Here is a 25,456-nt window from a genome sequence, read left to right on the forward strand (position 1 = left end):
CGTGATTTCCAATGAAGAAGATATGTCTGGCGATGCCGACGCATCGGGAATGCGCCCAAGCCATCCGCAATCTGGTCGACGAAGCGGCTTTTGCCGTCAGCCGCTTCGATACCGAAGTCTGCGTGCTGGTGTCCGACACGTCCGAACCGGCGGCGCTGGCCGCCAATGCGGCGATGGTCGGCCAGCTGCAAACGCCGCCCGGGGTGAGCCTGATCCATCTGCCGCGCGACCGTCAGGACCGGATTCTGGCGGACGTGCTGCGACGGGCCGGCTGCGATGCGGTGATCGCAGCGCTGATGCAGCCGGACGGCGTGTCGTACGGTGCGGCAACCAACCGGCTGTTCCTGTTTGCCGAGTACTTCGGCTGCAGTTCGCTGCACCGGCGCGATTCGGACAGTCACTATCAAAGCAGTGACGGACAGCCGGTCTATCCGGTCTACAACGAGCTGCGCTTCATCGGCTTGCCGGCCCGTGAGGCGGTGTCGAACGTCGACGAGGTCGTCATCGACGCCGCGCACGCGATCGGGCCGATCCGGATGGTCGGTGCGTCGTATGTCGGTGAAACGTCGATCGACGTGATGCCGATGTTCAACCGCAACGAGGCGGCGTCCTACGAGATTCTCGGCCAATTCGCGCCGTTTCATCTGGATGCGGCCGAAAAGCGGCGCTGGGTCGATGCGACCTATATCGACAACGGTCAATCCAGATTTGAAGTTGATCGTGCCGAACTGGCGTATGCGCACAGCTTCCTGATCGATGCCTGCAATTTCTGCTTTTACGACATTCATGCCCAGGTACCAATGCCGCCGGCGTTGTATACGATCGGTAGCGATTACTTCCTGTTCAGCCTGATGGATGCATTGCAATTGCCGGTGATTCACCATAACCGGCATATCGACAATTTCTATACCGACGAACGCCGGACGCCGCAGGGATTCATCGATTACCAGTTCCGGATGGTCAAGAACTATCTGTACATGACCTGGCTGCATGATGCCATCGCTGCCATTCGTGCCAATGCGGAGACCGTGCTCGATGCCCGGCGTGCACTGGCGCCGGCCGCGCTATGGATGCATCTGGCACGGCCGATTGAGCCGCTGCTGCGCATCAATCGGGAAAAACTGGATATTCTCGTTTACAACTATCAAAGCCTCGGTGACGAATACGCCGAATTCGCTGCGCAGTTGCAGATTCGGCGCGATGTATTGCTCGACGAGTTTTCCCGTGATGTGACCGATTTTGCAACGCTTGCACGCGTTTGGCCGTCATTGATGAACGCGGCCCGCGACTTGCATGACAATGCAAACCGACCGGAATGGCGAAACCGGCATAACGAAAAAACGAATAAAGAGGACGAGGCATTATGTTGAACCATATCGATGGGGATTTCTTCAGGAAGCTATTCAAGCTTGCGCTCCCCATTTCAATGCAGACCATGCTGTTTTCGGTGCTCGGTCTGGTGGATGCGGCCATGGTGGCGCATCTGGGCTCGGTGCAGATCGCGGCGGTGGGGCTGGCCAGCAAGATTTTCCTGATCACCTTCCTGTTGCTGTCGGCGCTGTCGAGCATCTTCTCCATCAACGGCGCGCAATATTTCGGCGCGCAGGACATGGACAAGTTCAAGCGTTGCCTGTGCCAGGCGCTGATCTGCTGCAGCGTGATGGTGCTGCCGATCATCATTTTCTGCGCAACGAGTGCCGAAGAGATCATGGGTCTGGCCAGTACCGATGCACAGCTGATCGAGCTGTCGTCGGCCTTCCTGCTGGTCACGTGTTTTTCCTATTTTTCCACGGCGCTGGTGCTGCCGGTGGAAGCGGCGCTGCACTCGGCCGGTGAAGCCAAATGGCCGACCTGGATCGGCCTGGCGACGGTGCTGAGCAACATCGTGCTGAACTTCGTGTTCATCTACGGTTTTGCCGGCCTGCCGGCGATGGGCGTCACCGGTTCGGCGCTGGGTACCAGCTGCGCGCGGGTGATCCAGCTGGCGCTGCTGCTGCTGGTGCTGTTCAAGAAGTATCCGCAACTGGTGCCGGGCCGGCGTCATCTTGCCGCAGCCTTCGAGGCCGCCAGTTTCGGCGCTTTCCTCAAGCAGGGCATTCCGCTGGCGATCCACAACGGCATCTGGGGCGCGGGTTTCTTCGTGTACCAGTCGATCTACGGCCGCATGGGGACCGATGTGCTGTCGGTGATCAACCTGCTGGCGCCGTTCGACGCGATGATGATGTCGGCCTTCGTCGGCCTGTCGACGGCAACCAGCATCATGCTGGGGCACGAGCTGGGAGCGAACAACCTCGACCGCGCCCGCGGGCAGTCGCGCGCCTTCCTGCTGCTGTCGCCGCTGGTGGCGCTGCTCGCGGCCCTGGTCACCTATGCCTTCAGCGGCCAGCTGGTCTGGCTGCTCAACGGCATGCAGCAGCCGCTGGCCGCAGCACAGGGCGTGCTGACCATCATGGCGTTCGGCCTGTGCCTGAAGGTGATCAACTTCGTCGGCATCATCGGCATTCTGCGTAGTGGCGGCGACATCAAGTACACGATGTTCATCGACCAGTTCGGCCTGTGGTGCGTCGGCATTCCGGTTGCGTGGTGGGCCGGCATCTACATGAAGCTCGATGTGTCCTTCGTGATCGCGCTGGTCCTGCTCGAAGAGCTGGCCAAGGCCTTCCTGACCATCCAGCGCGTACTGCGCGGCGTCTGGGTCCGCAATCTCGCTGTGCAATAAACCGCAAGAAACCGTTATGCAGCCGGCCCTCGCGATGCGAAGGCCGGCGACCGTGATCGCCAATCCCGCGCGAAAGCGCGGACCAGCCGGATATGAACAATGAACAAGCCGATCGAAGTCCTTCCCGAATTCCACAGCGGCGGTTCGCGCACGATGGTCAGCCGCGACGCCGAGAACTACTTTTACCCGACCGCCCTGCACCGGCTGGAAAAACAGCTGCCACTGCGGGTGCTGTCCGAGGATGACCTGGCGTTCTGGCGCCGCAACGGCTACGTCGTGATCAGACAGGCCATTCCGCGCCAGACGGCACTGGATACCCTGGCTGAGGTGTGGGCGTTTGCCGGCAAGGATCCGCAACGCCCGGACACCTGGCTGCGCCCGGACAGCGACTTCAAGGAAGGCTGGTCGTGGGAAAAGGAATTGTATGCCAAGGGGATGGTGGAGATGTATCACCACCAGCAGCTTTGGGATAACCGGACTAGCCAGCGCGTTTATGACGCTTTTGTCGATATCTGGGATATGGAGGAATTGTGGGTTTCCGTCGACCGGGTCAATCTCAATTTCCCGACCGTGGGCAATCGCGCCGAATGGGGTTCATTCATTCACTGGGATATCGATATCAATGCGCCGGTATTGCCGCTGCGGGTACAGGGTCTGATTCAGTTGACCGATACCGAAGCGGAAACCGGCGGATTCCAGTGCTCGCCGGATTTGTTCCATTACCTCGAGGATTGGCGGAAAGGCCGGGGCAAGGATAGCCATCCGACCAACCCCGACCCGGCCGAATACAGTCAGTATCCGGTCGTGAAGCCGGAGATGAAAGCAGGCGATCTGCTGATCTTCAATGGCCTGTTGCTGCACGGCATTGCGCCGAATGTAAGTCAGGACAAGGTACGCTCGGTGCAGTACGTGACGATGACGCCGGCCTTGAAGGACCATGCTACACTCAGAAAGCAACGCAGCCGCTGGTATCAGGAGGTCGTTCATCCTGACACTAATGTTACGTTCATTGGCGATGCAAAACATCCTGAATCCAAGCGCTACGGGCCGGCGCAGCTTACACAGCTGGGACGGAAACTACTGGGTCTGGACGTCTGGCCGGACTAGTGCCGGATGGCCATATCGGGTCCCGGACGGGGGTGATCCGGGCGTCAATCGATGTTGCTGAAGGGATGTGTTGCTGGCAAAACACAACGCGTTTTGCTCAGATTGCGATGTTGGATTTGCATGTGATCAATAAATATGACCGACAGCCGTCGGCAGTCAGAGGAAGAGTTCATGAATCACGAATTGCGTAGCAAGGTCGGCCAATTGTTCATGGTTGGTTTTGATGCTCTGGAAGTGAATGATCACATTACCCGGATGATTCGCGAACAACGGGTGGGTGGCGTAATTCTGTTTCGTCGCAATGTGCATACGCCGGCACAAATTGCCAAGCTCTGTCGGCGTCTGCAGGAAGTCAATGCGGAAGTCAGTGATATTCCGCTGCTGATTTCGCTCGATCAGGAAGGCGGCATGGTCATGCGGATCGAGCAGGGCGTGACGCCGATTCCGGCGGCCATGGCGTTCCAGGCTGCGGGCTCGACGGCCGATTGCGAAAAGCTGAGCCAGATCAATGGCGAGGAAATGCGCCAGATCGGTTTGAACATGAATCTGGCGCCGGTGCTCGACGTCAACAACAACCCCCTCAACCCGGTGATCGGTGTCCGTGCCTACGGTGAGGACGCGGAAACGGTGATCGAATACGGCCTTGCAGCAGTACGTGGCCTGCAGCACGCCGGCATGATCGCCACCGCCAAGCACTTCCCGGGGCACGGTGATACCGCAACCGATTCGCACTATGCGATGTCGGTCGTGCCGCACGACAAGGCCCGCCTCAAGGCCGTCGAACTGGCGCCGTTCCAGGCCGCGATCGACGCCGGTGTCGACGCGATCATGACCGCGCACGTGGCGTTCCCGGCGATCGAACCGGATGCCGCCATGCCGGCCACCCTATCGAAGAACGTACTGACGGGCCTGCTGCGCGAAGAAATGGGCTTCAAGGGCGTGGTGATTTCCGACTGTCTGGAAATGGCTGCGATCTCCGAAGGCGTGGGCGTGGCAGTCGGTGCCGTCGGCACGCTGCAGGCCGGTGCCGACATCGTGCTGGTGTCGCACCTCGAAGAGCGTCAGCAGGCCGCGGTCGAAGCGGTGCTGCAGGCAGTCGAGCGCGGTGAAATCTCCGAAGCGCGCATCGACGAGGCACTGGCCCGCGTGATGGTGCTCAAGCGCAGCAAGGCGGTACAGGAATGGCAGAACGCCCCGGTCGAGCCGCAAGGCCTGATGAAGACCGAATCGCTGGCGCTGGCACGCAAGGTCCAGGCTGCCGCACTGCAGGTCCAGGGCGACTTCCAGCCGCTCGACCTCAGCAAGCCGGTGACGCTGATCACCGTCGAAGTGCGCTCGCGCTCGGAAATCGACGAAGTGGCCATCGCGCGCAACAAGGAGCCGCGCAGCTCGATGCTGCCGGCGCTCGAAGAAGCCGGCGTGCAGGTGCGCGAGTACGCACTGTCGGCCGAAGCGCTGCAGGAAGAAGTCGACGGTGCGATCGCTTTCGCCCAGGGCGCCGAACAGATCGTGCTGCAGACCTACAACGCACAGCTGATCGAAGGCCAGCAACGGCTGATCAAGGCGCTGCCGCAGGACAAGCTGTGGGTGGTCGCGGGTCGTCTGCCGTACGACATGGATCTGGCGCCGCAGGCGCTCGGTCGCTGTGCCAGCTTCGGCTGCCGTCCGCCGGCACTGGAGCCGGTGGTCAACAAGCTGCTCGGCCGCTAAGGTCCGGCAAGGCAAAAGAAACGGCGCCCTCGGGCGCCGTTTTTTCGTTGCGGCAAGTGCCTACAGGCTGCGGCCGATCTGCAGGCCGGCAGCGATATTGCGCGCGGCCAGCCGGACGTTCTCGGCGGCCTTGGCCAGCGCTTCGTCGACCGAGCAGGCGTGGTAGAGCACGCTGAACACCGCGTCGATGCCGTGTTCGTGGACGACGCCGACGTCGGGGGTCAGGCAGCCGGCGATGCCGATCACCGGCTTGCCGTGGCGCTTGGCGACGCGGGCGACGCCGATCGGTGTCTTGCCGTGGATGGTCTGGCTGTCGATCCGGCCCTCGCCGGTGATCACCAGATCGGCGTCGGCGACGATGGTGTCGAGGCCGACCGCCTCCATGACGATCTCGATCCCCGGCCGCAGTGTGCCACCCAGAAACGCGAGCATCGCCGCGCCCATGCCACCGGCCGCACCGGCACCGGGCACCGTGTCGACGTGGACGCCGAGATCGTGACCGATGATGCTGGCGTAGTGGGCGAGATTGGCGTCGAGCTGGGCGACGATCTCGGGCGTGGCGCCCTTTTGCGGTCCGAACACGTGCGAGGCGCCCTTGGGCCCGGTCAGCGGGTTGTCGACGTCGCAGGCGACGTCGATCCGGCACTCGGCCAGCCGCGGGTCGAGGCCGCCGATGTCGATCTGCGCCAGTCGCGCCAGCGCGCCGCCGCCGAAGCCGATTTCCCGGCCGTCGCGGTCGAGCAGCTTCGCGCCGAGCGCCTGCACCATGCCGGCACCGCCGTCATTGGTCGCGCTGCCGCCGATGCCGATGATGAAGCGGCGGGCACCGGCGTCGAGCGCGGCGCGGATCAGCTCGCCGGTGCCGTAGGTCGTCGTCTGCAGCGGATTGCGCAGGCTGGGCGGCACCAGCGCCAGGCCGCTGGCGGCGGCCATTTCGATCACTGCGGTCTGGCCGTCGCCGGACAGGCCGTAAAACGCCTGGACACAGTCGCCGAGCGGGCCGGTCACGCTGGTGTGCACCAGCTTGCCGTTCAGTGCGTCGACCATGGCGGCGACGGTGCCTTCGCCGCCGTCGGCGACCGGCAGTTTCACGTAGTCGGCGTCGGGCCAGATTTCGCGCATGCCGGCCTCGATGTTGATCGCGACGTCGAGCGCCGACAGGCTTTCCTTGTACGAGTCGGGGGCGATGACGATTTTCATGGTTCGCTCCTTGTCAGAAGATCTTGAACACGCCGAAGATCAGCGTCGACACGATGGTGATCACCAGACCGATGGCGGTTTCGTACGGAATCAGCTTCAGGCGTTCGCTGATGCTCATGTTCACGGCGCCGCCGGTGGCGTGGAAGAAGCTGCCGTGCGGCATGTGGTCGAAGACCGTCGCACCGCTGTGGATCATCGCGGCCGCGGCCAGTGCCGGCACGCCGAGTTCGAGCAGCGTGCTGCTGAACACCTGCGAGGCGACAACGGTACCGGCGGTCGTCGACGCGGTGGCCAGCGACATCAGCGCACCCGAGACCGGCGCCAGCACATAGGCGGGCAGCCCGGACGCCTGCAGCACGTCGATCAGCACGGTTTTCAGGTGCGAGGCGCCGATGATGCCGGCCAGCGCACCAGTGCCGAGCAGCATGATCGCGACCGGTGCCATCCGGCCCAGACCGGCGACGGCATAGCTGTTGCTGTTCTTGAACTTGCCCATGGCCAGCGCGCCCAGCAGGCCGCCGAGCGGCAGCGCGATCATCGGGTCGATCTTGATGCCGAACAGCGGACGAAGCATCAGCAGCACGATCGCCACCAGCGGTGCGACCAGCGCGGCGCCGACGCCGGGCAGGCTGCCGTGGTCGTGCTGGATCACTTCGGCTTCCTGCACCTTGCTGCCGCGGTTGATCAGGCGCTTGGCGATGAAGTAGGCCGCAACCAGACCGAACAGGCCCGGAATGATGCCGGCGGCCATGACGTCCGTCAGCGGCAGCTTGAAGGCATCGGCTGCGGCGATCGCGTTGGGGTTCGGGCTCATCACATTGCCTGCCTTGCCGCCGCCGATCATCGCGATCAGGATCGCCATTTTCGACAGGTCGGCGCGGCGGGCAATCGCCAGTGCGATCGGTGCCACGGTGATCACGGCCACGTCGATGAACACGCCGACGGCGGTCAGGATCATCGTCGCGACGGCCAGCGCCAGCAGCGCCCGGGTTTCGCCGAGCTTCTTGACGATCGCTTCGGCGATCGATGCCGCAGCACCCGATTCGATCAGCACGCCGGCGAGGACACCGGCAGCGAGGATGCGCATCACCGCCGGGATGATGCCCTTGGCACCGCCCATCATCAGTTCGACGGTTGCCGAGATGTCGACGCCGCCGACGAGGCCGCCGACGAGCGCGCCGACGATCATGCCGTAGGCCGGCGGGACTTTCTTGAGGATCAGGCCGATGGCGACGACAAGCGCCGCCATTGCGCCGAGGGTGGTGACTTCCATGTTCCGACTCCCATGCACTGTTGTGGGGCAAATGGTAGTGCGGTGAAATCGACTACGTCTTCGTGCGATTGCACAAATTACGATGGAATATTTTGGGGATGTTCTGGCAATTGACGAGGATCAAGCCGGCCGGGTCAGGTCGAGCTGCAAGGCGACGTACAGCAGCAGCCGATCATCGGTGCGGCCGAGCACCAGGCCGGTGAGGTCGGCGATGCGTGCCAGCCGGTAATCGAGGGTGTTGCGGTGGATGTCGAGCGCCTGCGCGGTCCGGCCCGGGTGCATGTCGTTGCCGAACCACGCCAGCAGCGTGTCGCGCAGCTGGCCGTGGGTGTCGGCCTGCGCCAGTTGCGCCAGCGGTCGCGCCAGTTCGGCGGCCTGCCAGCTGTGGTGCAGGCCCTCGAGCAGCACCGGCAGCGCCAGATCCTGATAGAAGTAGGCGCGGGCGTTCGGATCGCGGCGGCGCCCGAGCCGCAGCGCCGTGGCGGCGGTCCGGTACGAGCGGGCCACGCCGCCGGCACTGTTGAAGTAGTTGCCGAGCGCGATGCGGATGCCGAGCGGGCTTTCGGCGCGCATCCGCGCCAGCAGCTGCCAGACGCGGTCGCGGTGCGATTCGTAATCCCAGCGGCCGGCGCGTTCGACCACCGGCTTGAGCACGACGACCTCGGACAGCGAGACCGTGGCGATCAGGTTGTCGCGCTCCGGTACGGTCAGCAGCGTCTGCAGCCGTTGCAGTTCGTTGAAGGCGGCATCGACGCCGAGTTCGCCGCTGTCGATCTCGATCACCGCGGCGACGCGCGGCGCTGCCAGATCGACACCGAGCTGGCGGGCCCAGTCGGTCAGCGTGGCATCGGGGGATTCGGTGCGCACGAGTTCGAGCACCAGCTCTTCGCGCAAGCGGGTGTCGCGGGCCAGCAGCCGGGTCAGCCTGGCCTGTTCGAGCGTCATCTCGGCGGTGATCCGCACCAGTTCGCCGAACTGGCGGACCGCCGCCGGTTTCCCGGTCAGGCCGATCACGCCGACGATGCGGCCTTCGTTGTGCAGCGGCAGGTTGATGCCCGGGCGCACGCCCTGCAGCCGGTCGGCGGTGGCCGTGTCGATTTCGACGGTACGCGCCTGCGCCAGTGCCAGCAGGGCGCCTTCATGCCGCTGGCCGATGCGCTCGGCGTGGCCGCTGGCGATGATGGTGCCGTGCTCGTCCATGACGTTGACGTTGCAGTCGATGATGCGCATGGTCCGCGCAACGATCTCCTGCGCCAGCGCGGCGTCGAGCCGGCTCATGCCGTCGGCTCAGGAACCCATGCCGCCACCGGGATTGACCCCCGGCTTCTCGATGCGGGTCTTGCCGAAGCCCGAGCGGATATCGTCCTGTTTCATCGGATCGTCGAAGCGGCAGAAATCGTCCAGCAGCTCGCCGGAGTAGGCGTTGTAGTTCTCCTTGACGACCTTTTGCCACTTGCGGTTCAGGTCCTGCCACTGGCCTTCGCCATTGCCGTAGGCATAGACACGGTACTGGGCGCTGTTGCAGTCGAGCGCTTCGTAGGTGACGTTCCAGACGCCGCCCTTCGGCACCACGGCGACGGCGTAGCGCACCAGCTTGTCGTCGGGGCTGACGGTGATCGAGTCGATGGCGATGTAGAAGCTGTTGCGGCGCGATTCGTAGTTGACGGTGAACGGCGCCCATTGCTTCAGTGTCGCCAGATCGGGCCGGGGAAACGGCTTCTCGGCCGGGGCGGGCTGCTCCTTGTCCTTGAGCATGTCCATGATGTTCAGGCCGGTGTTGTCACCCGCGGTCTGCGGGTTGTTGAACTCGGCCGCATGGGCGCCGATGGAAAGGCTCAAAAGGGCGGTGATCAGGGCAAGGCGATTCATCTGCGGACTCCGGATAGTGCGTGCGATGCTAGCACAGCCGCGTGCGGGGCTCGACCGGACGGCGGTGCTACGCGCCCGGCGGCCGAGCCTGAGCGTGCCTGCCCGTTAGGCGGGCATCGGAAAAGTGACCTGGGCGGCAAAGCCGCCACCGTCGCGGTTGCCGGCGCGGAACTCGGCGCGGTGCAGCGTGGCGATGCGCGCAACGATCGACAGGCCGAGCCCGGCGCCGGGCAGCGTCTGGCCGGCCGGGCGGAAGAAGCGCTCGCCGAGCCGCGCCAGTGCCTCTGCATCGACCCCGGGGCCGTCGTCCTCGACGATCAGCGTGTGCGCGTTGATGTGTACGGTCACCGTCGCCGCGTCGCCGGCGTAGCGGCGGGCATTGTCGATCAGATTGCGCAGCAGCACCGTCAGCAGCGCCGAATCGCCGAGCAGGGGCGACGGCGCGTTGAGATGCAGCGTCGGCGGCGGGATGCCGGCCGCGTCGAGTTCGGTGAACAGCGCGTCGCACAGCCGGGACCAGTCGATGCGCTCGCGCGCCAGCGTCTGTGCCGCGCCGTGCTGTTCGAGCCGCGCTAGGGCCAGCAACTGGCCGACAAGGCGGCTGGCACGCCCGCAGGCGGCCAGCGCCTGGGTCATGGCCCGGTCGCGCCGTTCGGGGTCGCGGGCGCGTTCGGCGACTTCGAGCTGGATCTGGACCGCGGCGAGCGGCGTGCGCAGCTCGTGCGCCGCATCGGCGGTGAAGCGCCGCTCGCGCGAGAACGCGGCGTCGAGCTCGTCGAACAGCCGGTTCAGCGTGCCCTGCAGCGGGGTCAGTTCCCGCGGCAACGCCTGGGCCAGCGGTTCGAGTCGTGCCGGTGTGCGTGCGGCGACGGCATCGGCAAAGTCGCGCACCGGCTGCAGGCCGCGCCAGACCAGCCAGAGCACCAATGGCAACAGCAGTGCGAGCACGATCAGCATCGGCAGCGCCATGTCGCGGGCGGTGTCGAGCGCGGTGTGATCGCGCACCGACAGCGGCTCGCCGAGCACCATGGTGTGATGGGCCGACTTGGCAATGCGGATGACCCAGGGCTGGCCGTTGAAATCGAACTCGTGATGATCGCGATCGAGCATCGGCAACGGCGGACTGGTGCTTGCCTCCTGCAGCCGGCCGTGATCGTCGTACAGCGCAAAGGCGGTCTGGTGCAGGTCGGCGATCGGCAGCGCGACCGGATCATCGGTGAACGCGGCAAGCGCAAGCTTGGCGTTCCATTCCAGCTGGGTATCGAGCGCCTTGCCGACTTCGTGGCGAACCTGCAGGCCCACGCTGATGATCATCGCCAGCCACAGCGCGAGTACGGTGATGGCGAGCGAGGCGCCAAGCCGCCACAGCAGCGAACGCGGCGCGGTCGTCATGCCAGCCGCCAGCCGAGGCCACGGGCGTTTTCGATGCTGCCGGCGCCGAGCTTCTTGCGCAGGTGCGACAGGTGCACGTCGAGGCTGTTGCTTTCGCCGGCATCGAGCCAGCCGTACAGGCGGACCTCGATCTGCTCGCGCGAAAGGTAGCGCGGTCGCGCCGACAGCAGCAGGTGCAGCAGCCGTGCCTCCATCGACGTCAGGTTCAGTACTTCGCCGTTGCGGCGCGCGGTCAGGCTGCTGGCGTCGAACGCGACGTCGCGCCAGCACATCTCGGTCGCGGCGCGGCCGTTGGCGCGCCGCAGCAGCGCATGCAGCCGCGCGTCGAGTTCGCCCAGCGCGAACGGCTTGACGAGGTAATCGTCGGCGCCGGCATTGAGCCCGGCGATCCGGTCGTCGACGCCGTCACGCGCGGTCAGGATCAGCACCGGCAGGGCCAGGCCGGCGCCGCGCAGCCAGCGCAGCAGATCGAGCCCGGGCAGCCTCGGCAGCCCGAGGTCGAGCACGAGTCCGTCGAAACTCGCGTCGGCCTGCAGCGTCGTGCGTGCCGCTTCGCCGTCGGTGATCCAGTCGACGGTCCAGCCGGCCTCGCGCAGGCCTTCCTGCACACCGTCGCCGAGCAGGGGGTCGTCTTCCACCAGCAGGATTCGCATCGTCGTGTTCCGCCTTTTTCCAGCTGCCATTATTTCACCGCCGGCGCGGGACGGGCAGACGGCGCGTTACAATGGCATTTTGACCAGCGTCCCCGCCGCCATGTCCGCCGACCAGACCCTCGATCTTTCGGGCCTCAACTGCCCGCTGCCCATCCTGCGCACCAAAAAGGCGCTGGCGACGCTCGAATCGGGCCAGACGCTGTTCGTCACCTGCACCGATCCGGCGACGCCGACCGACTTCGCCGCCTTCTGCCGCCAGACCGGGCACGCGCTGGTCGAATCGACCGCTGCCGACGACCGTTTCCACTTCCTGATCCGCAAGCGCTGAAAATGACGACTCAACTCACGATCACCCGTCCTGACGACTGGCACCTCCACCTGCGCGACGGCGACCTGATGGCATCGGTGCTGGCGCATACGGCGCGCGAGTTCGCCCGCGCCATCGTCATGCCCAACCTCAAGCCGCCGGTGAGCACCGTCGAACTGGCCGCCGCCTACCGCGATCGCATTCTCGCGGCGCGGCCGGCCGGCAGCGACTTCACGCCGCTGATGACGCTGTACCTGACCGGTACGCTGACGCCCGAGGAAGTCGTCAAGGCCAAGGATTCCGGCTTCGTCCACGCGGTGAAGTTCTACCCGGCCGGCGCGACGACCAATTCCGAAGCCGGCGTATCGGCGCTCGACGGCGTGATGCCGGCGCTGGAAAAAATGGCCGAAGTCGGCCTGCCTTTCCTTGTCCACGGCGAAGTGACCGATTCGGCCGTCGACGTGTTCGACCGCGAGGCGGCCTTCATCGACCGCGTGATGACGCCGCTGCTGCAGCGCCTGCCGGACCTGCGCGTGGTGTTCGAGCACATCACCACCCGCCAGGCCGCCGAGTTCGTCCTGGCCGCCGGCGACAATGTCGGCGCGACGGTGACGCCGCAGCACCTGCTGATGAACCGCAACGCGCTGTTCCAGGGCGGCATCCGGCCGCACCACTACTGCCTGCCGGTGCTGAAGCGCGAAGAGCACCGCAAGGCGCTGCTGGCCGCGGTGACCTCGGGCAGCACCAAGTTCTTCCTCGGCACCGACAGCGCGCCGCACGCACAGCACACCAAGGAAACGGCCTGTGGCTGTGCCGGGATCTACTCGGCGCATGCTGCACTGGGCTTCTACGCCGAAGCGTTCGAATCGGTCGGCAAGCTGGATCAACTGGAAGCGTTTGCCAGCTTCAATGGCCCGGACTTCTACAGGCTGCCGCGCAACAGCGGCACCGTCACGCTGGTCAGGGAAGACTGGACCGTGCCGGCGAGCTACCCGTTCGGCGAGCACGCGGTCGTGCCGCTGCGCGCGGGCGAAACGCTGGGCTGGAAGCTGCGCGACGGGCAGGCCGGCTGATGGCGGCCTTCGTTGCCCGCGACGCCACCCGTCCGGGCTGGTGGATCGCCGGGGCCGTGCTGGTGCTCGCGGCGTGGTGGGGCCAGCCGCTGATTGCGCCCGATCATTTCGAGCGCGCCTTCTTCGGCCTGTTCTGGTACACGATGCTGGCGCTGGCGGCGGTGTTCTGGGCGCTGCCGAGCGAGCGGCGCTTTACCGGCAGCGACTTCGTCCGCCGCACCATGCTGCTCGGCGTACTCCCGGTGTACACGCGCAGCGAGCCGGTTTCGGCCTACCGGCAGGTCGTGCTTGAAACCGATCCGAATGTCGTCGGTCCGGATACCTTGTGGGTGCTGGTCGAGGGCGACGGCGGCCGCCGTTTTGCCTTCATGCACCGCCGCGCGACCCGTCGCGGACGCGAGCGCCAGCTCGGTCTGGCGAAGGCCTTGGCCGAGGCGAGCGGATTGCCATTTGCCGGCGAGGTGCTGGACGCGGGATAATGGTCCCGCGAAGCCGGCCGGATCGTCGCCGCCCCGAGCAATCGGGGGGGAGGAAAGTCCGGGCTCCGCAGGGCAGGATGCCGGCTAACGGCCGGGCGCCGTGAGGCGACGGAAAGTGCAACAGAGAGCTGAACCGCCGATGGCGTGAGCTGACGGGCCGATTGAAGCGGCCTCGATCGCGTACAGGCAAGGGTGAAAAGGTGTTCCCGTCGGGGAAGCCCCGCAAGGGGTCGGTAAGAGCGCACCGTGGCGCTGGTAACAGTCGCCGGCAGGGTAAACCCCATCCGGAGCAAGACCAAGCAGCAGGCGTTGAGACGGCCCGTCGAGTCTGCGGGTAGGTTGCTGGAGTGCAGTGGTAACGCTGTGCCTAGAGGAATGGCGGTCGCGTGCGGTTCGCCGCGCGTACAGAACCCGGCTTACAGGCCGGCTTCGCACTGATCGCGACAAAAAAGCCGAGGTGAAAACCTCGGCTTTTTTACGTCCGTCGTCCGTCGTCCGGCGGTGCGGGCGCCACGCCCCCGTACGATCTGACCGGCCGTGCCTCAGAGGGCGTCCTGCGGGTTGCCGGTCAGCAGCTTTGCTTCCAGCGCATTCACGCGTGCTTCGAGTTCGGTGAGCTTCTCGCGCGTCCGGGCCAGCACGTCCTGCTGGATCTCGAATTCCTCGCGGGTGACGAGATCCATGCGGGTGAAGGCGCTCGACATCATCGCGCGCACGTTCTTCTCGACATCCTTGGCCGGGCTGGCGGCGATGGCTTCGGAGATCTTGCTGGAGATCTCGTCGAAGAATTTTTCTTTCAGCATGGCTTTCTCTCCGTATGGGCTTGGGCAGGCTCGAAGTCTAGCAGAACGATAGACCGCAACGCGGCGGCGAAGTTGCGTCCGGAGTCGGCACCGAGGCGGTGCGCCGGCATGGTGCAGGCCGTTTTTGCTGCGCCGTGTCGGTGCGTGCGCAACGGCCGTTGCGGCCATCCGCCCCGCCCATCGTGTTCTCCGGTGATTGGCACGCTTTCTGCTAGACCTCCTACGTCATCGTCCTGTTTCCAAGGAGTCACCCATGAAATTCGTTACTGCCGTCATCAAGCCGTTCAAGCTCGATGAAGTGCGCGAGGCGCTGTCCGCCATTGGCGTGCAGGGGCTCACGGTTATCGAAGTGAAGGGCTTCGGCCGCCAGAAGGGCCACACCGAGCTCTACCGCGGCGCCGAGTACATCGTCGACTTCCTGCCCAAGGTGAAGCTCGAGGTCGCGATTGCCGACGACCAGCTCGACGCGACGCTGGAAGCGATCGAGAAGGCAGCCAACACCGGCAAGATCGGTGACGGCAAGGTTTTCGTCTTCGATCTGGAACACGTCGTGCGCATCCGCACCGGCGAAACCGGCGAAGCGGCCATCTAAAAAAAGCACGGGAAGGAGAGAAGCATGAAAACCTGGTTAGCACGATTCGTTGCGCTGCTGTGCGGGCTGATGCTCGCCGGTGCGGCGCTCGCGGCCGACGCGCCTGTCGCGGCCAAGCTGTACTTCGAGACCGGCAAGGCCGATCTGCCGGCCGATGCGGCGACTGCGGCGCAGCCGCTGGTCGACTTCGCCAAGGCCGACGGCAAGGTGGTGCTGAGCATTGCCGGCTTCCACGATGCAAGCGGCGATGCCGCGGCCAACGCCGAGCTGGCCAAGCAGCGTGCGCTGGCGGTCAAGGAGCTGCTGGTCAAGGGCGGCCTCGCCGAAGCGCAGATCAGCCTCGAAAAACCGGCGGTGACGACCGGTGGCGGCGATGCGAACGAAGCGCGCCGCGTCGAGATCAGCGTTGCCGTTGCTGCGCCGGTCGCTGCGGTCGCCAGCGAAGCCGCTGCTGCTGCACCCGCCGCCGCACCGGCAGTCACCGTCAACAAGGGTGACAACGCCTGGCTGATCGTTGCCGCGAGCATGGTGATCCTGATGTCGATCCCGGGTCTGGCGCTCTTCTACGGCGGCCTGGTGCGCAGCAAGAACATGCTGTCGGTGCTGGTGCAGGTGTTCGTGATCTTCGCGCTGATCGCGGTGTTGTGGGTGGTCTACGGCTACTCGGTGGCGTTCACCGAGGGCAATGCCTTCTTCGGCGGGCTGTCCAAGCTCTTCCTCAAGGGCGTGACGCCGGATTCGATTGCCGCAACGTTCAGCAAGGGTGTCGGCATCTCCGAACTGATCTACGTCGTGTTCCAGGGCGCGTTCGCGTGCATCACGTGCGGCCTGATCGTCGGTTCGTTTGCCGAACGCGCCCGGTTCTCGGCCATCCTCGTGTTCATGGTGATCTGGTTCACCTTCGCCTACCTGCCGATGGCCCACATGGTCTGGTACTGGGCCGGCCCGGATGCGTACACCACGCAGGCCGCCGCCGACGCTGCCAACGCGACTGCGGGCTTCCTGTTCCAGAAGGGGGACCTCGACTTCGCCGGCGGTACCGTCGTGCACATCAACGCTGCCGTCGCCGGTCTGGTCGGTGCCTTCATGGTCGGCAAGCGCGTCGGCTTCGGTCGCGAAGCGATGGCGCCGCACAGCCTGACGATGACGATGATCGGCGCCTCGCTGCTGTGGTTCGGCTGGTTCGGTTTCAACGCCGGCTCGGCGCTCGAAGCCAACGGCACCGCTGCGCTGGCCTTCGTCAACACCTGGGCTGCAACCGCTGCCGCCGTACTGGCATGGCTGTTCGCCGAATGGCTGCTCAAGGGCAAGCCGTCGCTGCTCGGCGCTGCGTCGGGTGCGGTGGCCGGTCTGGTCGTGATCACTCCGGCGGCCGGTTTCGTCGGCGTCGGCGGCGGCCTGGTCATGGGCCTGATCGCCGGTATCGCCGGCCTGTGGGGCGTGCATGGCCTGAAGCGCCTGCTCGGTGCCGACGACTCGCTTGACGTGTTCGGCGTCCACGGCGTGTGCGGTATCCTCGGCGCGATCCTGACCGGCGTGTTCGCCTCGCCGGACCTCGGCGGCACCGGTGTCTGGGACTACGTCGCCAACAAGGTTGCCACCGGCTACGACATCGGCGCGCAGGTGAAAATCCAGGCGATCGGCGTCGGCATCACCATCCTGTGGTCGGGCATCGTTTCGGTCGTCGCCTACAAGCTGGTTGATCTGGTGATCGGTCTGCGCGTGCGCGAAGACGAAGAGCGCGAAGGCCTCGATGTCACCAGCCACGGTGAAAAAGCCTACAACCACTGATCCACGTGCCCGGCGCACTGCGCCGCTTGCAAAGCCCGCCTTCACGGCGGGCTTTTTTTCGACGTTTGCCGCCGATGACCGGCAAGCAGGTCGGTTCGCGGATAGACTCGCAGCCTCGACTGAAGGAGCTCAGATGATGTTTGCCGGCAAATCCCTCGCCATTGCCCTTGCCCTGCTTGCCGGGAGTGCGCAGGCGCACATCGTGCTGCAGCAGAAATATGCGCCGGCCGATACCTACTACAAGGCGGTGTTCCAGGTCGGCCATGGTTGCGAGGGCGCTGCGACGACGGCGGTGACCGTACGCATTCCCGACGGCGTGCTGTCGGCCAAGCCGATGCCGAAGCCGGGCTGGAAGCTCGATATCCGCAGCAGCAAGCTCAAGCAGCCATACGAGTCGCACGGCAAGACGGTTACCGAGGGCGTGAGCGAAATCCGCTGGTCCGGCAGTCTGCCCGATGCGCAGTTCGACGAATTCGTCATGCAGCTCAAGTTGCCGGCCGAGGCGGGCAAGCTGTACTTCGAGGTCGTGCAGCAGTGCGGCAAGCAGAAGATCGAATGGACCGACGTGGCGGGCGACGACGGTGCCGCACCGGCGCACCCGGCGCCGGTACTCGAACTGGCCCCGCCGGCAGGTGCCGGCCACCATCATCACTGATGAGACCGGTTCAACACGACAACGGCGCCGGCAGGCGCCGTTGTCGTGTCAGAAGTACTTTTTCAGGTCCATGCCCTTGTACAGCCCGGCGACCTCGTTGCCGTAGCCGTTGAACATCAGCGTCTTGCGTCGCAGCAGCTCGCCGATGCGCCGCTCGTTCGCCTGGCTCCAGCGCGGGTGGTCGACTTCCGGATTCACGTTCGAGTAGAAGCCGTACTCGTTCGGTGCCGCCTTGTTCCATGCGGTCGCCGGCTGGGTTTCGCGCAGCACGATCTTCACCAGCGATTTGGCGCTCTTGAAGCCGTACTTCCACGGCACGACCAGCCGCACCGGTGCGCCGTCCTGGTTCGGCAAAGGCTTGCCGTAGAGGCCGACGCACAGCAGCGCCAGCGGGTGCATCGCTTCGTCGATGCGCAGGCCTTCGGTGTACGGCCAGTCGAGTACCGGCCGGCGCACGCCGGGCATCTGCTTCGGGTCGGCGAGGGAGACGAATTCGACGTATTTGGCCTTGGATGTCGGCTTCACCTGCTTGAGCAGCTCGGACAGCGAATAGCCGACCCACGGAATCACCATCGACCAGCCTTCGACACAGCGCAGCCGGTAGACGCGCTCCTCGAGCGGGGCCAGTTTCATCAGCGTGTCGATGTCGAAGGTTTTCGGCGCTTCGCACTCGCCTTCGACCCGCACGCTCCACGGCCGGGTTTTCAGGCTGCCGGCGTTCTGTGCCGGATCACCCTTGTCGGTACCGAATTCGTAGAAGTTGTTGTAGCTGGTGATCTGCTCCCAGCTGTTCTTTTCCTCGCCGGTGCTGAACCGGCTGGGCCGGGTCGCCAGTGCCGCCGCCTCGGCATCGGGGAGCATCGTCGCGGCGATCAGGCCGCCGGTCGCCAGCAGGAACCGTCGCCGGTCGAGGTAGAGCGATTCGGCGGTGATGTCCGACGGGAGGATGCGGGAAGGGGAGTGCGACATGTCGGTCTCCATGGCCATGATCTGCTGTTGTCGCGCCGGGCGCGCGGATCTGACAGCTGTTGGAACCGGTTTAGCGGAAAAAGTGCACGGCCAGTGCGATGGCGGCGCTGGCGAGGAGGACACGTGCGGCGATCCGGACGCTGCGGTGTGCTTCGGCCCGGCGTGCCGGCGACAGCATCCGCCATAGCAGGAGTACGACGAAGACAAGCAGGAGCAGTCGGAACGGTTTATCGGGCATGCGCTGACAGGCGGGGACAAATAGTTAAAGTGGCACTTTAAGTTGTCCACGATATCTGTTTCATTCTTCGCGGCTTTCCGTGGATAAATCCTGACCGCATGAATTGAAGCTAAGTGATTGTATCAAAACGGGAAAGCCAAAACCCGCCCTTGTGGCGGGTTTTTAATTGCTGCTATAGTGGGCGAAAGTGGGAAAAAGTGGGTGAAAGTGGAATTTTCCTCACAACGAGACAGGGCTCATGTTCAGCGGCGTGGCAACACTCAACCTCGACAGCAAGGGGCGTCTGGCGATTCCGGCCAGGCATCGCGAGCTGCTGCTCGCGCGTAGCGCGGGCCGCCTGGTGTTGACCGTCAGTCCGGACCGCTGTCTGCTGCTCTACCCGCAATCCGACTGGGAACCCGTGCGCGACGCGCTCAACCAGCTTTCCGGCGCGCAAGCGCAAATCCGCCGCCTGGTGGTGGGCCATGCCGAAGAAATGGACATGGACAACGCCGGCCGCATCCTGATTGCGCCGCGATTGCGGCAAATCGCCGGGCTGGAAAAGGAAATCGCCTTCGTCGGTATTGGCAACAAATTCGAAATTTGGGATGACGGCCAGTGGTCGGCAAAAAACCAATCGGTCTTTGATCTGTCACCGGCCGATCTTGAAACCCAAATGCAAGGCATTGTGCTGTGAGCTTTATCCATAAAACCGTCCTGCTGGACGAAGCGGTCGACGGACTGAACCTCCGTGCAGACGGTATCTATGTCGACGGTACGTTTGGCCGTGGCGGCCATTCGCGCCTGATCCTGTCCAGGCTTGGTCCGAACGGCCGGTTGATCGCGTTCGACAAGGATCTGCACGCGATTGCCGAAGCGCAGACGATCACCGATCCCCGCTTCACCATCGTGCACGACGGTTTTGCTTCGCTCGGCGCGTCGCTCGACGCGCTGAACGTACCGGTGATCGACGGCGTGCTGCTCGATCTGGGCGTCAGCTCGCCCCAACTGGACGACGGCAGTCGCGGCTTCAGCTTCCGCTTCGACGCCCCCCTGGACATGCGCATGGACACTACGCGCGGCATCACCGCCGCCGACTGGCTCAACAGCGCGGATGAAAAAGACATTGCGGAGGTCATCAGAGATTATGGCGAAGAGCGGTTTGCTAAACAGGTTGCAGCAGCGATTGTTGCAGGTCGCAGCGAGCGGCCATTGTCCACAACCGGCGAACTTGCCGCGCTCGTGGCGCGCGCAGTCCGTACCCGTGAGCCGGGCCAGGACCCGGCGACGCGTACCTTCCAAGCTGTTCGGATTTTCGTCAATCGCGAGCTTGAAGAACTCGCGCTGATCCTGCCGCAGGCGCTGGCGAGGCTGAGCGTTGGCGGCCGTTTTTCGGTGATCGCCTTCCATTCCCTCGAAGACCGCATCGTCAAGCGCTTCATGCAGGATCAGAGCAAGCACGACCTGCCCGACCGCTTGCCGATTCGGGCGGCCGACATTCCGCCGGCACCGCTGCGCATCGTCGGCAAGCCCGTACGGGCCAGCGCCGACGAGGTGGCCGGGAATCCGCGTGCCAGAAGCGCGATCCTGCGGGTGGCGGAAAAGGCGGCGCCATGACCCGCCTCAATCTGTTTCTGCTCATCGTGCTGATCGTCTGCGCACTGTCGGTCGTGACCAGCCAGTTCAATGCCCGCAAGCTCTATGGCGAGCTGCAGAAGGAAGACCAGGTCACGCGCAAGCTTGACGTCGAGTGGGGTCAGCTGCAACTCGAGCAGAGTACCTGGGCGATGCATTCGCGCATCGAGTCCGAAGCGACGGCCAAGCTGAGCATGCAGCTGCCGGCGGCCAACCGCACCCAGGTCATCCTGCCGCACGGGCAGGTCATCGCGCGGCCCAAACAGTCGCCGGCGGACTGAGTCATGAACCGGATGATTCCGCCGACGCAGGCACGCAAGCGCTACAGCCAGCAGCTCAAGCTCGAGCGCTGGCGGGTGTGGTTCGTCGTCGCCGGGCTGATGGGCCTGTTCGCGATCCTGCTCGGCCGCGGTCTGTGGCTGCAGGTCTTCAACGAGGAGTTCCTGCAAGGCCAGGGCGAGGCGCGCTATGCGCGTACGCTGCGGCTGGAAGCCAACCGCGGCATGATCACCGACCGCAACGGCGAACCGCTGGCAATCTCGACCCCGGTGCAGTCGATCTGGGCCAGTCCGCGCAGCATCGAGTTGCTGCCCGCCGGACAGGTCCGTCCCGCCGACTGGGAGCCTGAAAGCGACAAGGATCCGGTCCCACTGTCGCAGGACGAAGTCGGCAAGCTGGCGCGCGCGCTGGGCATGCCGGTCGCCGACGTGGTGAAGAAACTGTCCGAAACGCGCCGCACCCACAAGGGCGAGACGATCAAGGACAAGGACGGCAAGCCCAGCCGTACCGATTTCATCTGGCTGCGCCGGCAGATGAATCCGCAGGATGCCAAGAACGTGATGGCGCTGAACATTCCCGGCGTTTACGCGCAGGCCGAATACCGCCGCTACTATCCGGCCGGCGAAATCATGGCGCAGATCATCGGCTACACGAACATCGACGGTCGTGGCCAGGAAGGGCTGGAACTCGCGCGCGACAAGGTGTTGTCGGGCCAGACCGGCAGCCGCACGGTCATTCGCGACCGGCGTGGCTACATCGTCGAGGACATCTCGACCATCGTGCCGCCGAAGGATGGCGAGACGCTGGCGCTGTCGATCGACCGGCGCATCCAGTATCTGGCCTACCGCGAGATCAACAAGGCCGTCAGCGACTTCGACGCCGCCGGCGGCAGCATCGTCGTGCTCGATGCGCGCACCGGCGAAATCCTCGCGCTGGCGAACTCGCCGTCGTACAACCCGAACAGCCGTGAGCGGATCGACCCGGCGAAGAAGCGCAACCGCGCGATCACCGACCTGTACGAACCGGGTTCGACGCTGAAGCCGCTCACCGTCGCTGCGGCCATGCAGGCCGGCACCATCAACGCCAAGACGACGTTCAATACCTCGCCGGGCGCACTGTCGATGGGTGGCTTCACCATCAAGGACACCCATAACTACGGCGTGCTCAATGCCGAAGGCATCCTCGTCCATTCGAGCAATATCGGCGCGCTCAAGGTGGCGCTGACGATGCCGCGTGAAACGCAGTGGAACATGCTCAACGCCGTCGGCATCGGCCAGCGGCCCGGTCTGGGCTTCCCGGGCGAATCGGCCGGCAAGCTGCGGCCGTTCAAGACCTGGTACCCGATCGAGCAGGGCACCATGGGTTACGGTTACGGCCTGTCGGTGAGCCTGATGCAGATGGCCAAGGCCTACCAGATCTTCGCCACCAGCGGGATCGAGCATCCGGTCAGCCTGATCAAGCAGAATGCGCCGATGCCGGGCAAGCAGGTGATCTCGCCCGAGCTGGCGCTGACGATACGCGGCTACATGGAAAAGGTGACCCAGCCTGGCGGCACCGCCACGCGCGCCCAGGTCGTCGGCTACCGCGTCGCCGGCAAGACCGGTACGGCGCGCAAGCAGAGCGGCGGCAACTACGCCGACAAGAAATACGTCGGCTCTTTTGTCGGTCTCGCGCCGGTGTCGAATCCGCGCCTGATCGTCGCGGTGATGATCGACGAGCCGGACATCAAGAAGAGCATCTACGGCGGTGCGGTGGCTGCGCCGGTTTTCTCTAGCGTCGTCGCGGGCACGCTGCGCCTGCTCGGCATTCCGCCGGATGCGCCGACCAACAACATCCTGCTGCCGAGTCCTCAGGACACCAAGGAGGACGAAGCATGGGTCCCGTAAGCTGGCCGCTGGCCGCGCTCGATTTTGCCGCAATTGATGCGATTGCCTCGGGGCGCCGCGTTGTGGCCGACAGCCGCCAGATCAGGCCGGGTGACGTGTTTCTGGCCTTCCAGGGCGAGTACGCCGACGGTCGCCAGTACGTTCAGGCTGCGATCGACGCCGGTGCCGGCGCGGTGTTGTGGGAGACCGGCGACGCCGGGTCCGCCACATTCGTCTGGCAGCCCGAGTGGGCCGTTCCGAATCTGGGCGTAGACCAGCTGCGGGCGCAGGCCGGCATCGTCGCCGGCCACCTGCTCGGCGATCCGAGCGTGGCGCAGACCGTCGTCGGCATCACCGGCACCAATGGCAAGACGTCGATCGCCAACTGGCTCGGCCAGGCGTTCACCCGACTTGGCCACAAGACCGGCGTGCTCGGCACGCTGGGCAACGGCGTGTTTCCGGCGCTGGAAGACTCGACGCACACGACACTCGACCCGGTCGCGCTGCAACACTGGCTGGCGCGGTTCCGCGACGCCGGTGCCGGCCATGTCGCCATGGAAGTCAGCTCGCACGGGCTCGCGCAGGCACGCGCGCACGGCGTTGCATTCGACATCGCCGTGTTCACCAACCTGACGCGCGATCATCTCGATTACCACGGCACGCTCGACGCCTACGGTGCCGAAAAGGCCAAGCTGTTTGCCTGGCAGGGGCTGAAGGCGGCGGTGATCAATGCCGACGACGCGTTCGGCCGGACACTGCTGACGACAACGACCGCGCCGCGCGTACTGAGCTACGGCATCGATGCCGGCGATATCCGCGCGACCCGGCTGGCGGCAACGCTGGACGGCCTCGTGCTCGATGTCGTCACGCCGGCCGGCGAGGCAACAATCCGTTCGTCGCTGATCGGGCGTTTCAACGCCTACAACCTGCTCGCCTGCCTTGGCGTGCTGCTGGCCGCCGACATGGCGCTGGCCGATGCAGTGGCTGCGCTTGAAGCCATCGAATCGGCGCCGGGCCGGATGCAGAGACTCGGCGGCGGCGCTCAGCCGCTGGTTGTCGTCGATTACGCGCATACGCCCGATGCGCTCGACAAGGCGCTGACGACCTTGCGTGAGGCGATGCCGGCGAAAAGCCGACTCTTTTGCGTTTTCGGTTGCGGTGGCGACCGCGATCGCGGCAAGCGGCCGCAGATGGGCGAGATTGCCTGCCGGCTGGCCGATTCGACGGTCATCACCAGCGACAACCCGCGCTCCGAACGCCCGCAGCGGATCATCGACGACATCGTCGCCGGTGTGGAAGGCGTCGACGGCAGCGGACTGGCGAACTACTCGATCGAATCGGACCGTGCCCGCGCGATTGCCGCAACCATCGATTTCGCCGGTCGCGGTGACGTCGTGCTGATCGCCGGCAAGGGACACGAGACCTACCAGGAAATCCAGGGTGTGCGCGGCCATTTCGACGATGTCGAACAGGCGGTCGCCGCCCTTGCGAGGAAAACATCATGATGCTGACGTTGCACGACGCAGCGCTGGCCGTCGGTGGCGCCCTTCGTGGCGACGCGACGGTGGCGTTCGTGCGTGTCACCACCGACAGCCGCGACATCCGCGACGGTGACCTGTTCGTTGCACTGCGCGGCGAGCGTTTCGACGGCCACGATTTTGCCGATGCGGCACTGGCGCAGGGCGCCGCCGCGGTGCTGGTCGAAACCGACGGCGGCGGCAACCGCATCGTCGTTGCCGACACGCTCAAGGCGCTCGGCGAACTGGCGAGCCACTGGCGCAGCGTGATCGCGCCGAAGCTGATCGCGATCACCGGCAGCAACGGCAAGACCAGCGTCAAGGAAATGACCGCGTCCATCCTGTCCGCCCACGCCGGTGCCGAGGCGGTGCTGGCAACCCGGGGCAACCTGAACAACCACATCGGCGTGCCGCTGACCCTGCTGAGCCTGCGTTCGCAACACCGTTACGCGGTGGTCGAGATGGGCATGAGCGACTTCGGCGAGATCGACTACCTGACACGGATGGCGCGTCCCGACGTCGCGCTGGTCAACAACGCCGGTGCGGCGCATCTCGAAGCGCTCGGTTCGGTCGAAGGCGTCGCTCGTGCGAAGGGCGAGATCTTCGCCGGCCTCGCGACCGGTGGTCTGGCGGTACTCAACGCCGACGATGCGTACGCACCGCTGTGGCGCACGCTCGCCGCCGGCCGGCCGCAGACCGGTTTCGGTCTCGGTGCCGACGCCGACGTGCGCGCGACCGATGTGGTCGCTGGCGCGCTGGGCAGCCGCTTCACGCTGGTCACGCCAGCGGGTACCGCGCCGGTCGAGCTCGGCGTGCCGGGCGTGCACAACGTCCGCAACGCGCTGGCCGCCACCGCTGCCGCGCTGGCGCTGGATGTGCCGCTTGTCATTTGTACCGCTGGCCTTGCCGCGTATCGCGGTGTAAAAGGCCGGCTCGAACGCAAAACTGCGGCCCGCGGCGCCTTGCTGATCGACGACAGTTACAACGCCAACCCGGACTCGATGAAGGCTGCGATCGACGTGCTGGTGCGCATCGGCGCCGAGCAGCACAAGCGGACCCTGCTGGTCCTCGGCGATATCGGCGAAGTCGGCGACGATGCACCCGCGCGGCATGCCGACGTCGGTGCCTACGCGAAGGCGGCCGGCGTGCAGCGCCTGTTCACGCTCGGCAACCACATGCGAGAGGCGGCTGCGGCATTCGGCAGCAGGCACTTCGACACGCTGAATGCACTGCTGGCGGCGCTGGAATCCGAGGCCGGACCGGATGCGGTGGTACTGGTGAAAGGATCGCGCTTCATGCGCATGGAGCGCGTCGTCGACGCGCTCGTCAACGAACAAGGAAACAACTAGCC

Annotated in this window: 25 protein-coding genes and 1 other RNA gene; 17 read left to right on the plus strand and 9 right to left on the minus strand. The window is 65.2% G+C overall.

What is annotated here, in order from left to right:
- Positions 1-11: 11 nt before the first annotated feature.
- From JMJ54_RS11665 to nagZ, 4 genes are all read left to right on the plus strand, one after another.
- The gene (locus JMJ54_RS11665; protein WP_203538733.1) at positions 12-1,370 is read left to right on the plus strand and encodes a DUF6271 family protein; all 1,359 of its coding nucleotides are present in this window, start codon (positions 12-14) and stop codon (positions 1,368-1,370) included.
- A complete protein-coding gene (locus JMJ54_RS11670) occupies positions 1,364-2,719 on the plus strand; it encodes an MATE family efflux transporter (protein WP_203538734.1) in 1,356 nt (451 codons plus the stop codon). Before JMJ54_RS11665 ends, JMJ54_RS11670 begins: the two co-directional genes overlap by 7 nt.
- Positions 2,720-2,818: 99 nt before the next feature.
- Entirely contained in the window at positions 2,819-3,826 is a 1,008-nt protein-coding gene (locus JMJ54_RS11675; protein ID WP_203538735.1) for a phytanoyl-CoA dioxygenase family protein, read from the plus strand.
- A gap of 171 nt (positions 3,827-3,997) precedes the next feature.
- Positions 3,998-5,536: a beta-N-acetylhexosaminidase gene (nagZ, locus tag JMJ54_RS11680; RefSeq protein WP_203538736.1), complete on the plus strand. Its 1,539-nt coding sequence runs from the start codon at positions 3,998-4,000 to the stop codon at positions 5,534-5,536.
- Positions 5,537-5,596: 60 nt separating this feature from the next.
- On the opposite strand, the gene JMJ54_RS11685 is transcribed toward nagZ, so the two are convergent.
- The 6 genes from JMJ54_RS11685 to JMJ54_RS11710 form a co-directional block, all read right to left on the minus strand.
- Positions 5,597-6,736 (minus strand): glycerate kinase, encoded by a 1,140-nt coding sequence (locus JMJ54_RS11685; protein WP_203538737.1) that lies wholly within the window; start codon positions 6,734-6,736, stop codon positions 5,597-5,599.
- A 13-nt stretch (positions 6,737-6,749) separates the two neighbouring features.
- Entirely contained in the window at positions 6,750-8,009 is a 1,260-nt protein-coding gene (locus JMJ54_RS11690) for a GntP family permease (protein ID WP_203538738.1), read from the minus strand.
- Positions 8,010-8,129: 120 nt separating this feature from the next.
- Positions 8,130-9,287, minus strand: a complete 1,158-nt coding sequence (locus tag JMJ54_RS11695; protein ID WP_203538739.1) for a sugar diacid recognition domain-containing protein — start codon at positions 9,285-9,287, stop codon at positions 8,130-8,132.
- 9 nt (positions 9,288-9,296) lie between these two features.
- On the minus strand, positions 9,297-9,878 hold the full coding sequence (locus JMJ54_RS11700; RefSeq protein ID WP_203538740.1) for a CNP1-like family protein: 582 nt from the start codon (positions 9,876-9,878) through the stop codon (positions 9,297-9,299).
- 105 nt (positions 9,879-9,983) lie between these two features.
- Complete coding sequence (locus JMJ54_RS11705) at positions 9,984-11,270, minus strand: ATP-binding protein (protein WP_203538741.1); 1,287 nt, start codon at positions 11,268-11,270, stop codon at positions 9,984-9,986.
- Positions 11,267-11,923 (minus strand): response regulator transcription factor, encoded by a 657-nt coding sequence (locus JMJ54_RS11710; protein ID WP_203538742.1) that lies wholly within the window; start codon positions 11,921-11,923, stop codon positions 11,267-11,269. The genes JMJ54_RS11705 and JMJ54_RS11710 overlap by 4 nt, the downstream gene beginning before the upstream one ends.
- A 100-nt stretch (positions 11,924-12,023) precedes the next feature.
- Between JMJ54_RS11710 and JMJ54_RS11715 the strand changes: the two genes are divergently transcribed.
- The 4 genes from JMJ54_RS11715 to rnpB all read left to right on the plus strand — a co-directional run bounded on the left by JMJ54_RS11715 (position 12,024) and on the right by rnpB (position 14,217).
- Positions 12,024-12,251 carry a sulfurtransferase TusA family protein gene (locus tag JMJ54_RS11715; protein ID WP_203538743.1) on the plus strand — a complete coding sequence of 76 codons (228 nt, stop codon included), beginning with the start codon at positions 12,024-12,026 and terminating at the stop codon, positions 12,249-12,251.
- A gap of 2 nt (positions 12,252-12,253) precedes the next feature.
- Entirely contained in the window at positions 12,254-13,303 is a 1,050-nt protein-coding gene (gene pyrC, locus JMJ54_RS11720) for a dihydroorotase (RefSeq protein ID WP_203538744.1), read from the plus strand.
- Complete coding sequence (locus tag JMJ54_RS11725) at positions 13,303-13,782, plus strand: hypothetical protein (protein ID WP_203538745.1); 480 nt, start codon at positions 13,303-13,305, stop codon at positions 13,780-13,782. Before pyrC ends, JMJ54_RS11725 begins: the two co-directional genes overlap by 1 nt.
- 9 nt (positions 13,783-13,791) lie before the next feature.
- Positions 13,792-14,217: RNase P RNA component class A (gene rnpB, locus JMJ54_RS11730), an RNA gene on the plus strand.
- A gap of 107 nt (positions 14,218-14,324) precedes the next feature.
- Here the strand turns inward: rnpB and JMJ54_RS11735 are convergent.
- Positions 14,325-14,585: an accessory factor UbiK family protein gene (locus JMJ54_RS11735; RefSeq protein ID WP_203538746.1), complete on the minus strand. Its 261-nt coding sequence runs from the start codon at positions 14,583-14,585 to the stop codon at positions 14,325-14,327.
- Between the two features lie 253 nt (positions 14,586-14,838).
- Between JMJ54_RS11735 and glnK the strand changes: the two genes are divergently transcribed.
- From glnK to JMJ54_RS11750, 3 genes are all read left to right on the plus strand, one after another.
- On the plus strand, positions 14,839-15,177 hold the full coding sequence (gene glnK / locus JMJ54_RS11740; protein ID WP_203538747.1) for a P-II family nitrogen regulator: 339 nt from the start codon (positions 14,839-14,841) through the stop codon (positions 15,175-15,177).
- A 24-nt stretch (positions 15,178-15,201) separates the two neighbouring features.
- Entirely contained in the window at positions 15,202-16,968 is a 1,767-nt protein-coding gene (amt, locus tag JMJ54_RS11745; RefSeq protein ID WP_203538748.1) for an ammonium transporter, read from the plus strand.
- A 133-nt stretch (positions 16,969-17,101) separates the two neighbouring features.
- Positions 17,102-17,623, plus strand: coding sequence for a YcnI family copper-binding membrane protein (locus JMJ54_RS11750; protein WP_203538749.1), 522 nt, complete (start codon positions 17,102-17,104; stop codon positions 17,621-17,623).
- A gap of 48 nt (positions 17,624-17,671) precedes the next feature.
- Here the strand turns inward: JMJ54_RS11750 and msrP are convergent, their stop codons facing one another.
- Together msrP and JMJ54_RS11760 are read right to left on the minus strand one after the other, a co-directional pair.
- Complete coding sequence (gene msrP, locus JMJ54_RS11755; protein WP_203538750.1) at positions 17,672-18,592, minus strand: protein-methionine-sulfoxide reductase catalytic subunit MsrP; 921 nt, start codon at positions 18,590-18,592, stop codon at positions 17,672-17,674.
- Positions 18,593-18,662: 70 nt separating this feature from the next.
- Positions 18,663-18,830, minus strand: a complete 168-nt coding sequence (locus tag JMJ54_RS11760) for a protein MIGRI (RefSeq protein ID WP_203538751.1) — start codon at positions 18,828-18,830, stop codon at positions 18,663-18,665.
- A gap of 238 nt (positions 18,831-19,068) precedes the next feature.
- Here JMJ54_RS11760 and mraZ point away from each other — a divergent pair, with 238 nt between their 5' ends.
- Genes mraZ through JMJ54_RS11790 form a run of 6 tightly spaced genes read left to right on the plus strand, consistent with a single transcriptional unit; the run spans position 19,069 to position 25,454 of the window.
- Entirely contained in the window at positions 19,069-19,506 is a 438-nt protein-coding gene (mraZ, locus tag JMJ54_RS11765; protein WP_203538752.1) for a division/cell wall cluster transcriptional repressor MraZ, read from the plus strand.
- Positions 19,503-20,426, plus strand: coding sequence for a 16S rRNA (cytosine(1402)-N(4))-methyltransferase RsmH (gene rsmH, locus JMJ54_RS11770; protein ID WP_203538753.1), 924 nt, complete (start codon positions 19,503-19,505; stop codon positions 20,424-20,426). The genes mraZ and rsmH overlap by 4 nt, the downstream gene beginning before the upstream one ends.
- Positions 20,423-20,725: a cell division protein FtsL gene (gene ftsL / locus JMJ54_RS11775; RefSeq protein ID WP_203538754.1), complete on the plus strand. Its 303-nt coding sequence runs from the start codon at positions 20,423-20,425 to the stop codon at positions 20,723-20,725. The genes rsmH and ftsL overlap by 4 nt, the downstream gene beginning before the upstream one ends.
- A gap of 3 nt (positions 20,726-20,728) precedes the next feature.
- Positions 20,729-22,609: a peptidoglycan D,D-transpeptidase FtsI family protein gene (locus tag JMJ54_RS11780; RefSeq protein ID WP_239000047.1), complete on the plus strand. Its 1,881-nt coding sequence runs from the start codon at positions 20,729-20,731 to the stop codon at positions 22,607-22,609.
- Positions 22,597-24,093 (plus strand): UDP-N-acetylmuramoyl-L-alanyl-D-glutamate--2,6-diaminopimelate ligase, encoded by a 1,497-nt coding sequence (locus JMJ54_RS11785; RefSeq protein ID WP_203538755.1) that lies wholly within the window; start codon positions 22,597-22,599, stop codon positions 24,091-24,093. Before JMJ54_RS11780 ends, JMJ54_RS11785 begins: the two co-directional genes overlap by 13 nt.
- Complete coding sequence (locus tag JMJ54_RS11790; protein ID WP_203538756.1) at positions 24,090-25,454, plus strand: UDP-N-acetylmuramoyl-tripeptide--D-alanyl-D-alanine ligase; 1,365 nt, start codon at positions 24,090-24,092, stop codon at positions 25,452-25,454. The genes JMJ54_RS11785 and JMJ54_RS11790 overlap by 4 nt, the downstream gene beginning before the upstream one ends.
- Positions 25,455-25,456: the final 2 nt, after the last annotated feature.

The organism is Jeongeupia naejangsanensis (assembly GCF_016865585.1).
Classification (GTDB): Bacteria; Pseudomonadota; Gammaproteobacteria; order Burkholderiales; family Chitinibacteraceae; genus Jeongeupia; species Jeongeupia naejangsanensis.

Excerpts from the sequence above, each read along its gene's own strand:
- amt (WP_203538748.1), top strand. The coding sequence starts at position 15,202 with ATGAAAACCTGGTTAGCACGATTCGTTGCGCTGCTGTGCGGGCTGATG.
- pyrC (WP_203538744.1), top strand. The coding sequence starts at position 12,254 with ATGACGACTCAACTCACGATCACCCGTCCTGACGACTGGCACCTCCAC.
- JMJ54_RS11735 (WP_203538746.1), bottom strand. The coding sequence starts at position 14,585 with ATGCTGAAAGAAAAATTCTTCGACGAGATCTCCAGCAAGATCTCCGAA.
- glnK (WP_203538747.1), top strand. The coding sequence starts at position 14,839 with ATGAAATTCGTTACTGCCGTCATCAAGCCGTTCAAGCTCGATGAAGTG.
- JMJ54_RS11750 (WP_203538749.1), top strand. The coding sequence starts at position 17,102 with ATGATGTTTGCCGGCAAATCCCTCGCCATTGCCCTTGCCCTGCTTGCC.
- ftsL (WP_203538754.1), top strand. The coding sequence starts at position 20,423 with ATGACCCGCCTCAATCTGTTTCTGCTCATCGTGCTGATCGTCTGCGCA.
- JMJ54_RS11710 (WP_203538742.1), bottom strand. The coding sequence starts at position 11,923 with ATGCGAATCCTGCTGGTGGAAGACGACCCCCTGCTCGGCGACGGTGTG.
- mraZ (WP_203538752.1), top strand. The coding sequence starts at position 19,069 with ATGTTCAGCGGCGTGGCAACACTCAACCTCGACAGCAAGGGGCGTCTG.
- JMJ54_RS11700 (WP_203538740.1), bottom strand. The coding sequence starts at position 9,878 with ATGAATCGCCTTGCCCTGATCACCGCCCTTTTGAGCCTTTCCATCGGC.
- nagZ (WP_203538736.1), top strand. The coding sequence starts at position 3,998 with ATGAATCACGAATTGCGTAGCAAGGTCGGCCAATTGTTCATGGTTGGT.
- JMJ54_RS11790 (WP_203538756.1), top strand. The coding sequence starts at position 24,090 with ATGATGCTGACGTTGCACGACGCAGCGCTGGCCGTCGGTGGCGCCCTT.
- JMJ54_RS11760 (WP_203538751.1), bottom strand. The coding sequence starts at position 18,830 with ATGCCCGATAAACCGTTCCGACTGCTCCTGCTTGTCTTCGTCGTACTC.
- JMJ54_RS11725 (WP_203538745.1), top strand. The coding sequence starts at position 13,303 with ATGGCGGCCTTCGTTGCCCGCGACGCCACCCGTCCGGGCTGGTGGATC.
- msrP (WP_203538750.1), bottom strand. The coding sequence starts at position 18,592 with ATGTCGCACTCCCCTTCCCGCATCCTCCCGTCGGACATCACCGCCGAA.
- JMJ54_RS11685 (WP_203538737.1), bottom strand. The coding sequence starts at position 6,736 with ATGAAAATCGTCATCGCCCCCGACTCGTACAAGGAAAGCCTGTCGGCG.
- JMJ54_RS11705 (WP_203538741.1), bottom strand. The coding sequence starts at position 11,270 with ATGACGACCGCGCCGCGTTCGCTGCTGTGGCGGCTTGGCGCCTCGCTC.
- JMJ54_RS11690 (WP_203538738.1), bottom strand. The coding sequence starts at position 8,009 with ATGGAAGTCACCACCCTCGGCGCAATGGCGGCGCTTGTCGTCGCCATC.
- JMJ54_RS11675 (WP_203538735.1), top strand. The coding sequence starts at position 2,819 with ATGAACAAGCCGATCGAAGTCCTTCCCGAATTCCACAGCGGCGGTTCG.
- JMJ54_RS11780 (WP_239000047.1), top strand. The coding sequence starts at position 20,729 with ATGAACCGGATGATTCCGCCGACGCAGGCACGCAAGCGCTACAGCCAG.
- JMJ54_RS11665 (WP_203538733.1), top strand. The coding sequence starts at position 12 with ATGAAGAAGATATGTCTGGCGATGCCGACGCATCGGGAATGCGCCCAA.
- JMJ54_RS11785 (WP_203538755.1), top strand. The coding sequence starts at position 22,597 with ATGGGTCCCGTAAGCTGGCCGCTGGCCGCGCTCGATTTTGCCGCAATT.
- JMJ54_RS11670 (WP_203538734.1), top strand. The coding sequence starts at position 1,364 with ATGTTGAACCATATCGATGGGGATTTCTTCAGGAAGCTATTCAAGCTT.
- JMJ54_RS11715 (WP_203538743.1), top strand. The coding sequence starts at position 12,024 with ATGTCCGCCGACCAGACCCTCGATCTTTCGGGCCTCAACTGCCCGCTG.
- JMJ54_RS11695 (WP_203538739.1), bottom strand. The coding sequence starts at position 9,287 with ATGAGCCGGCTCGACGCCGCGCTGGCGCAGGAGATCGTTGCGCGGACC.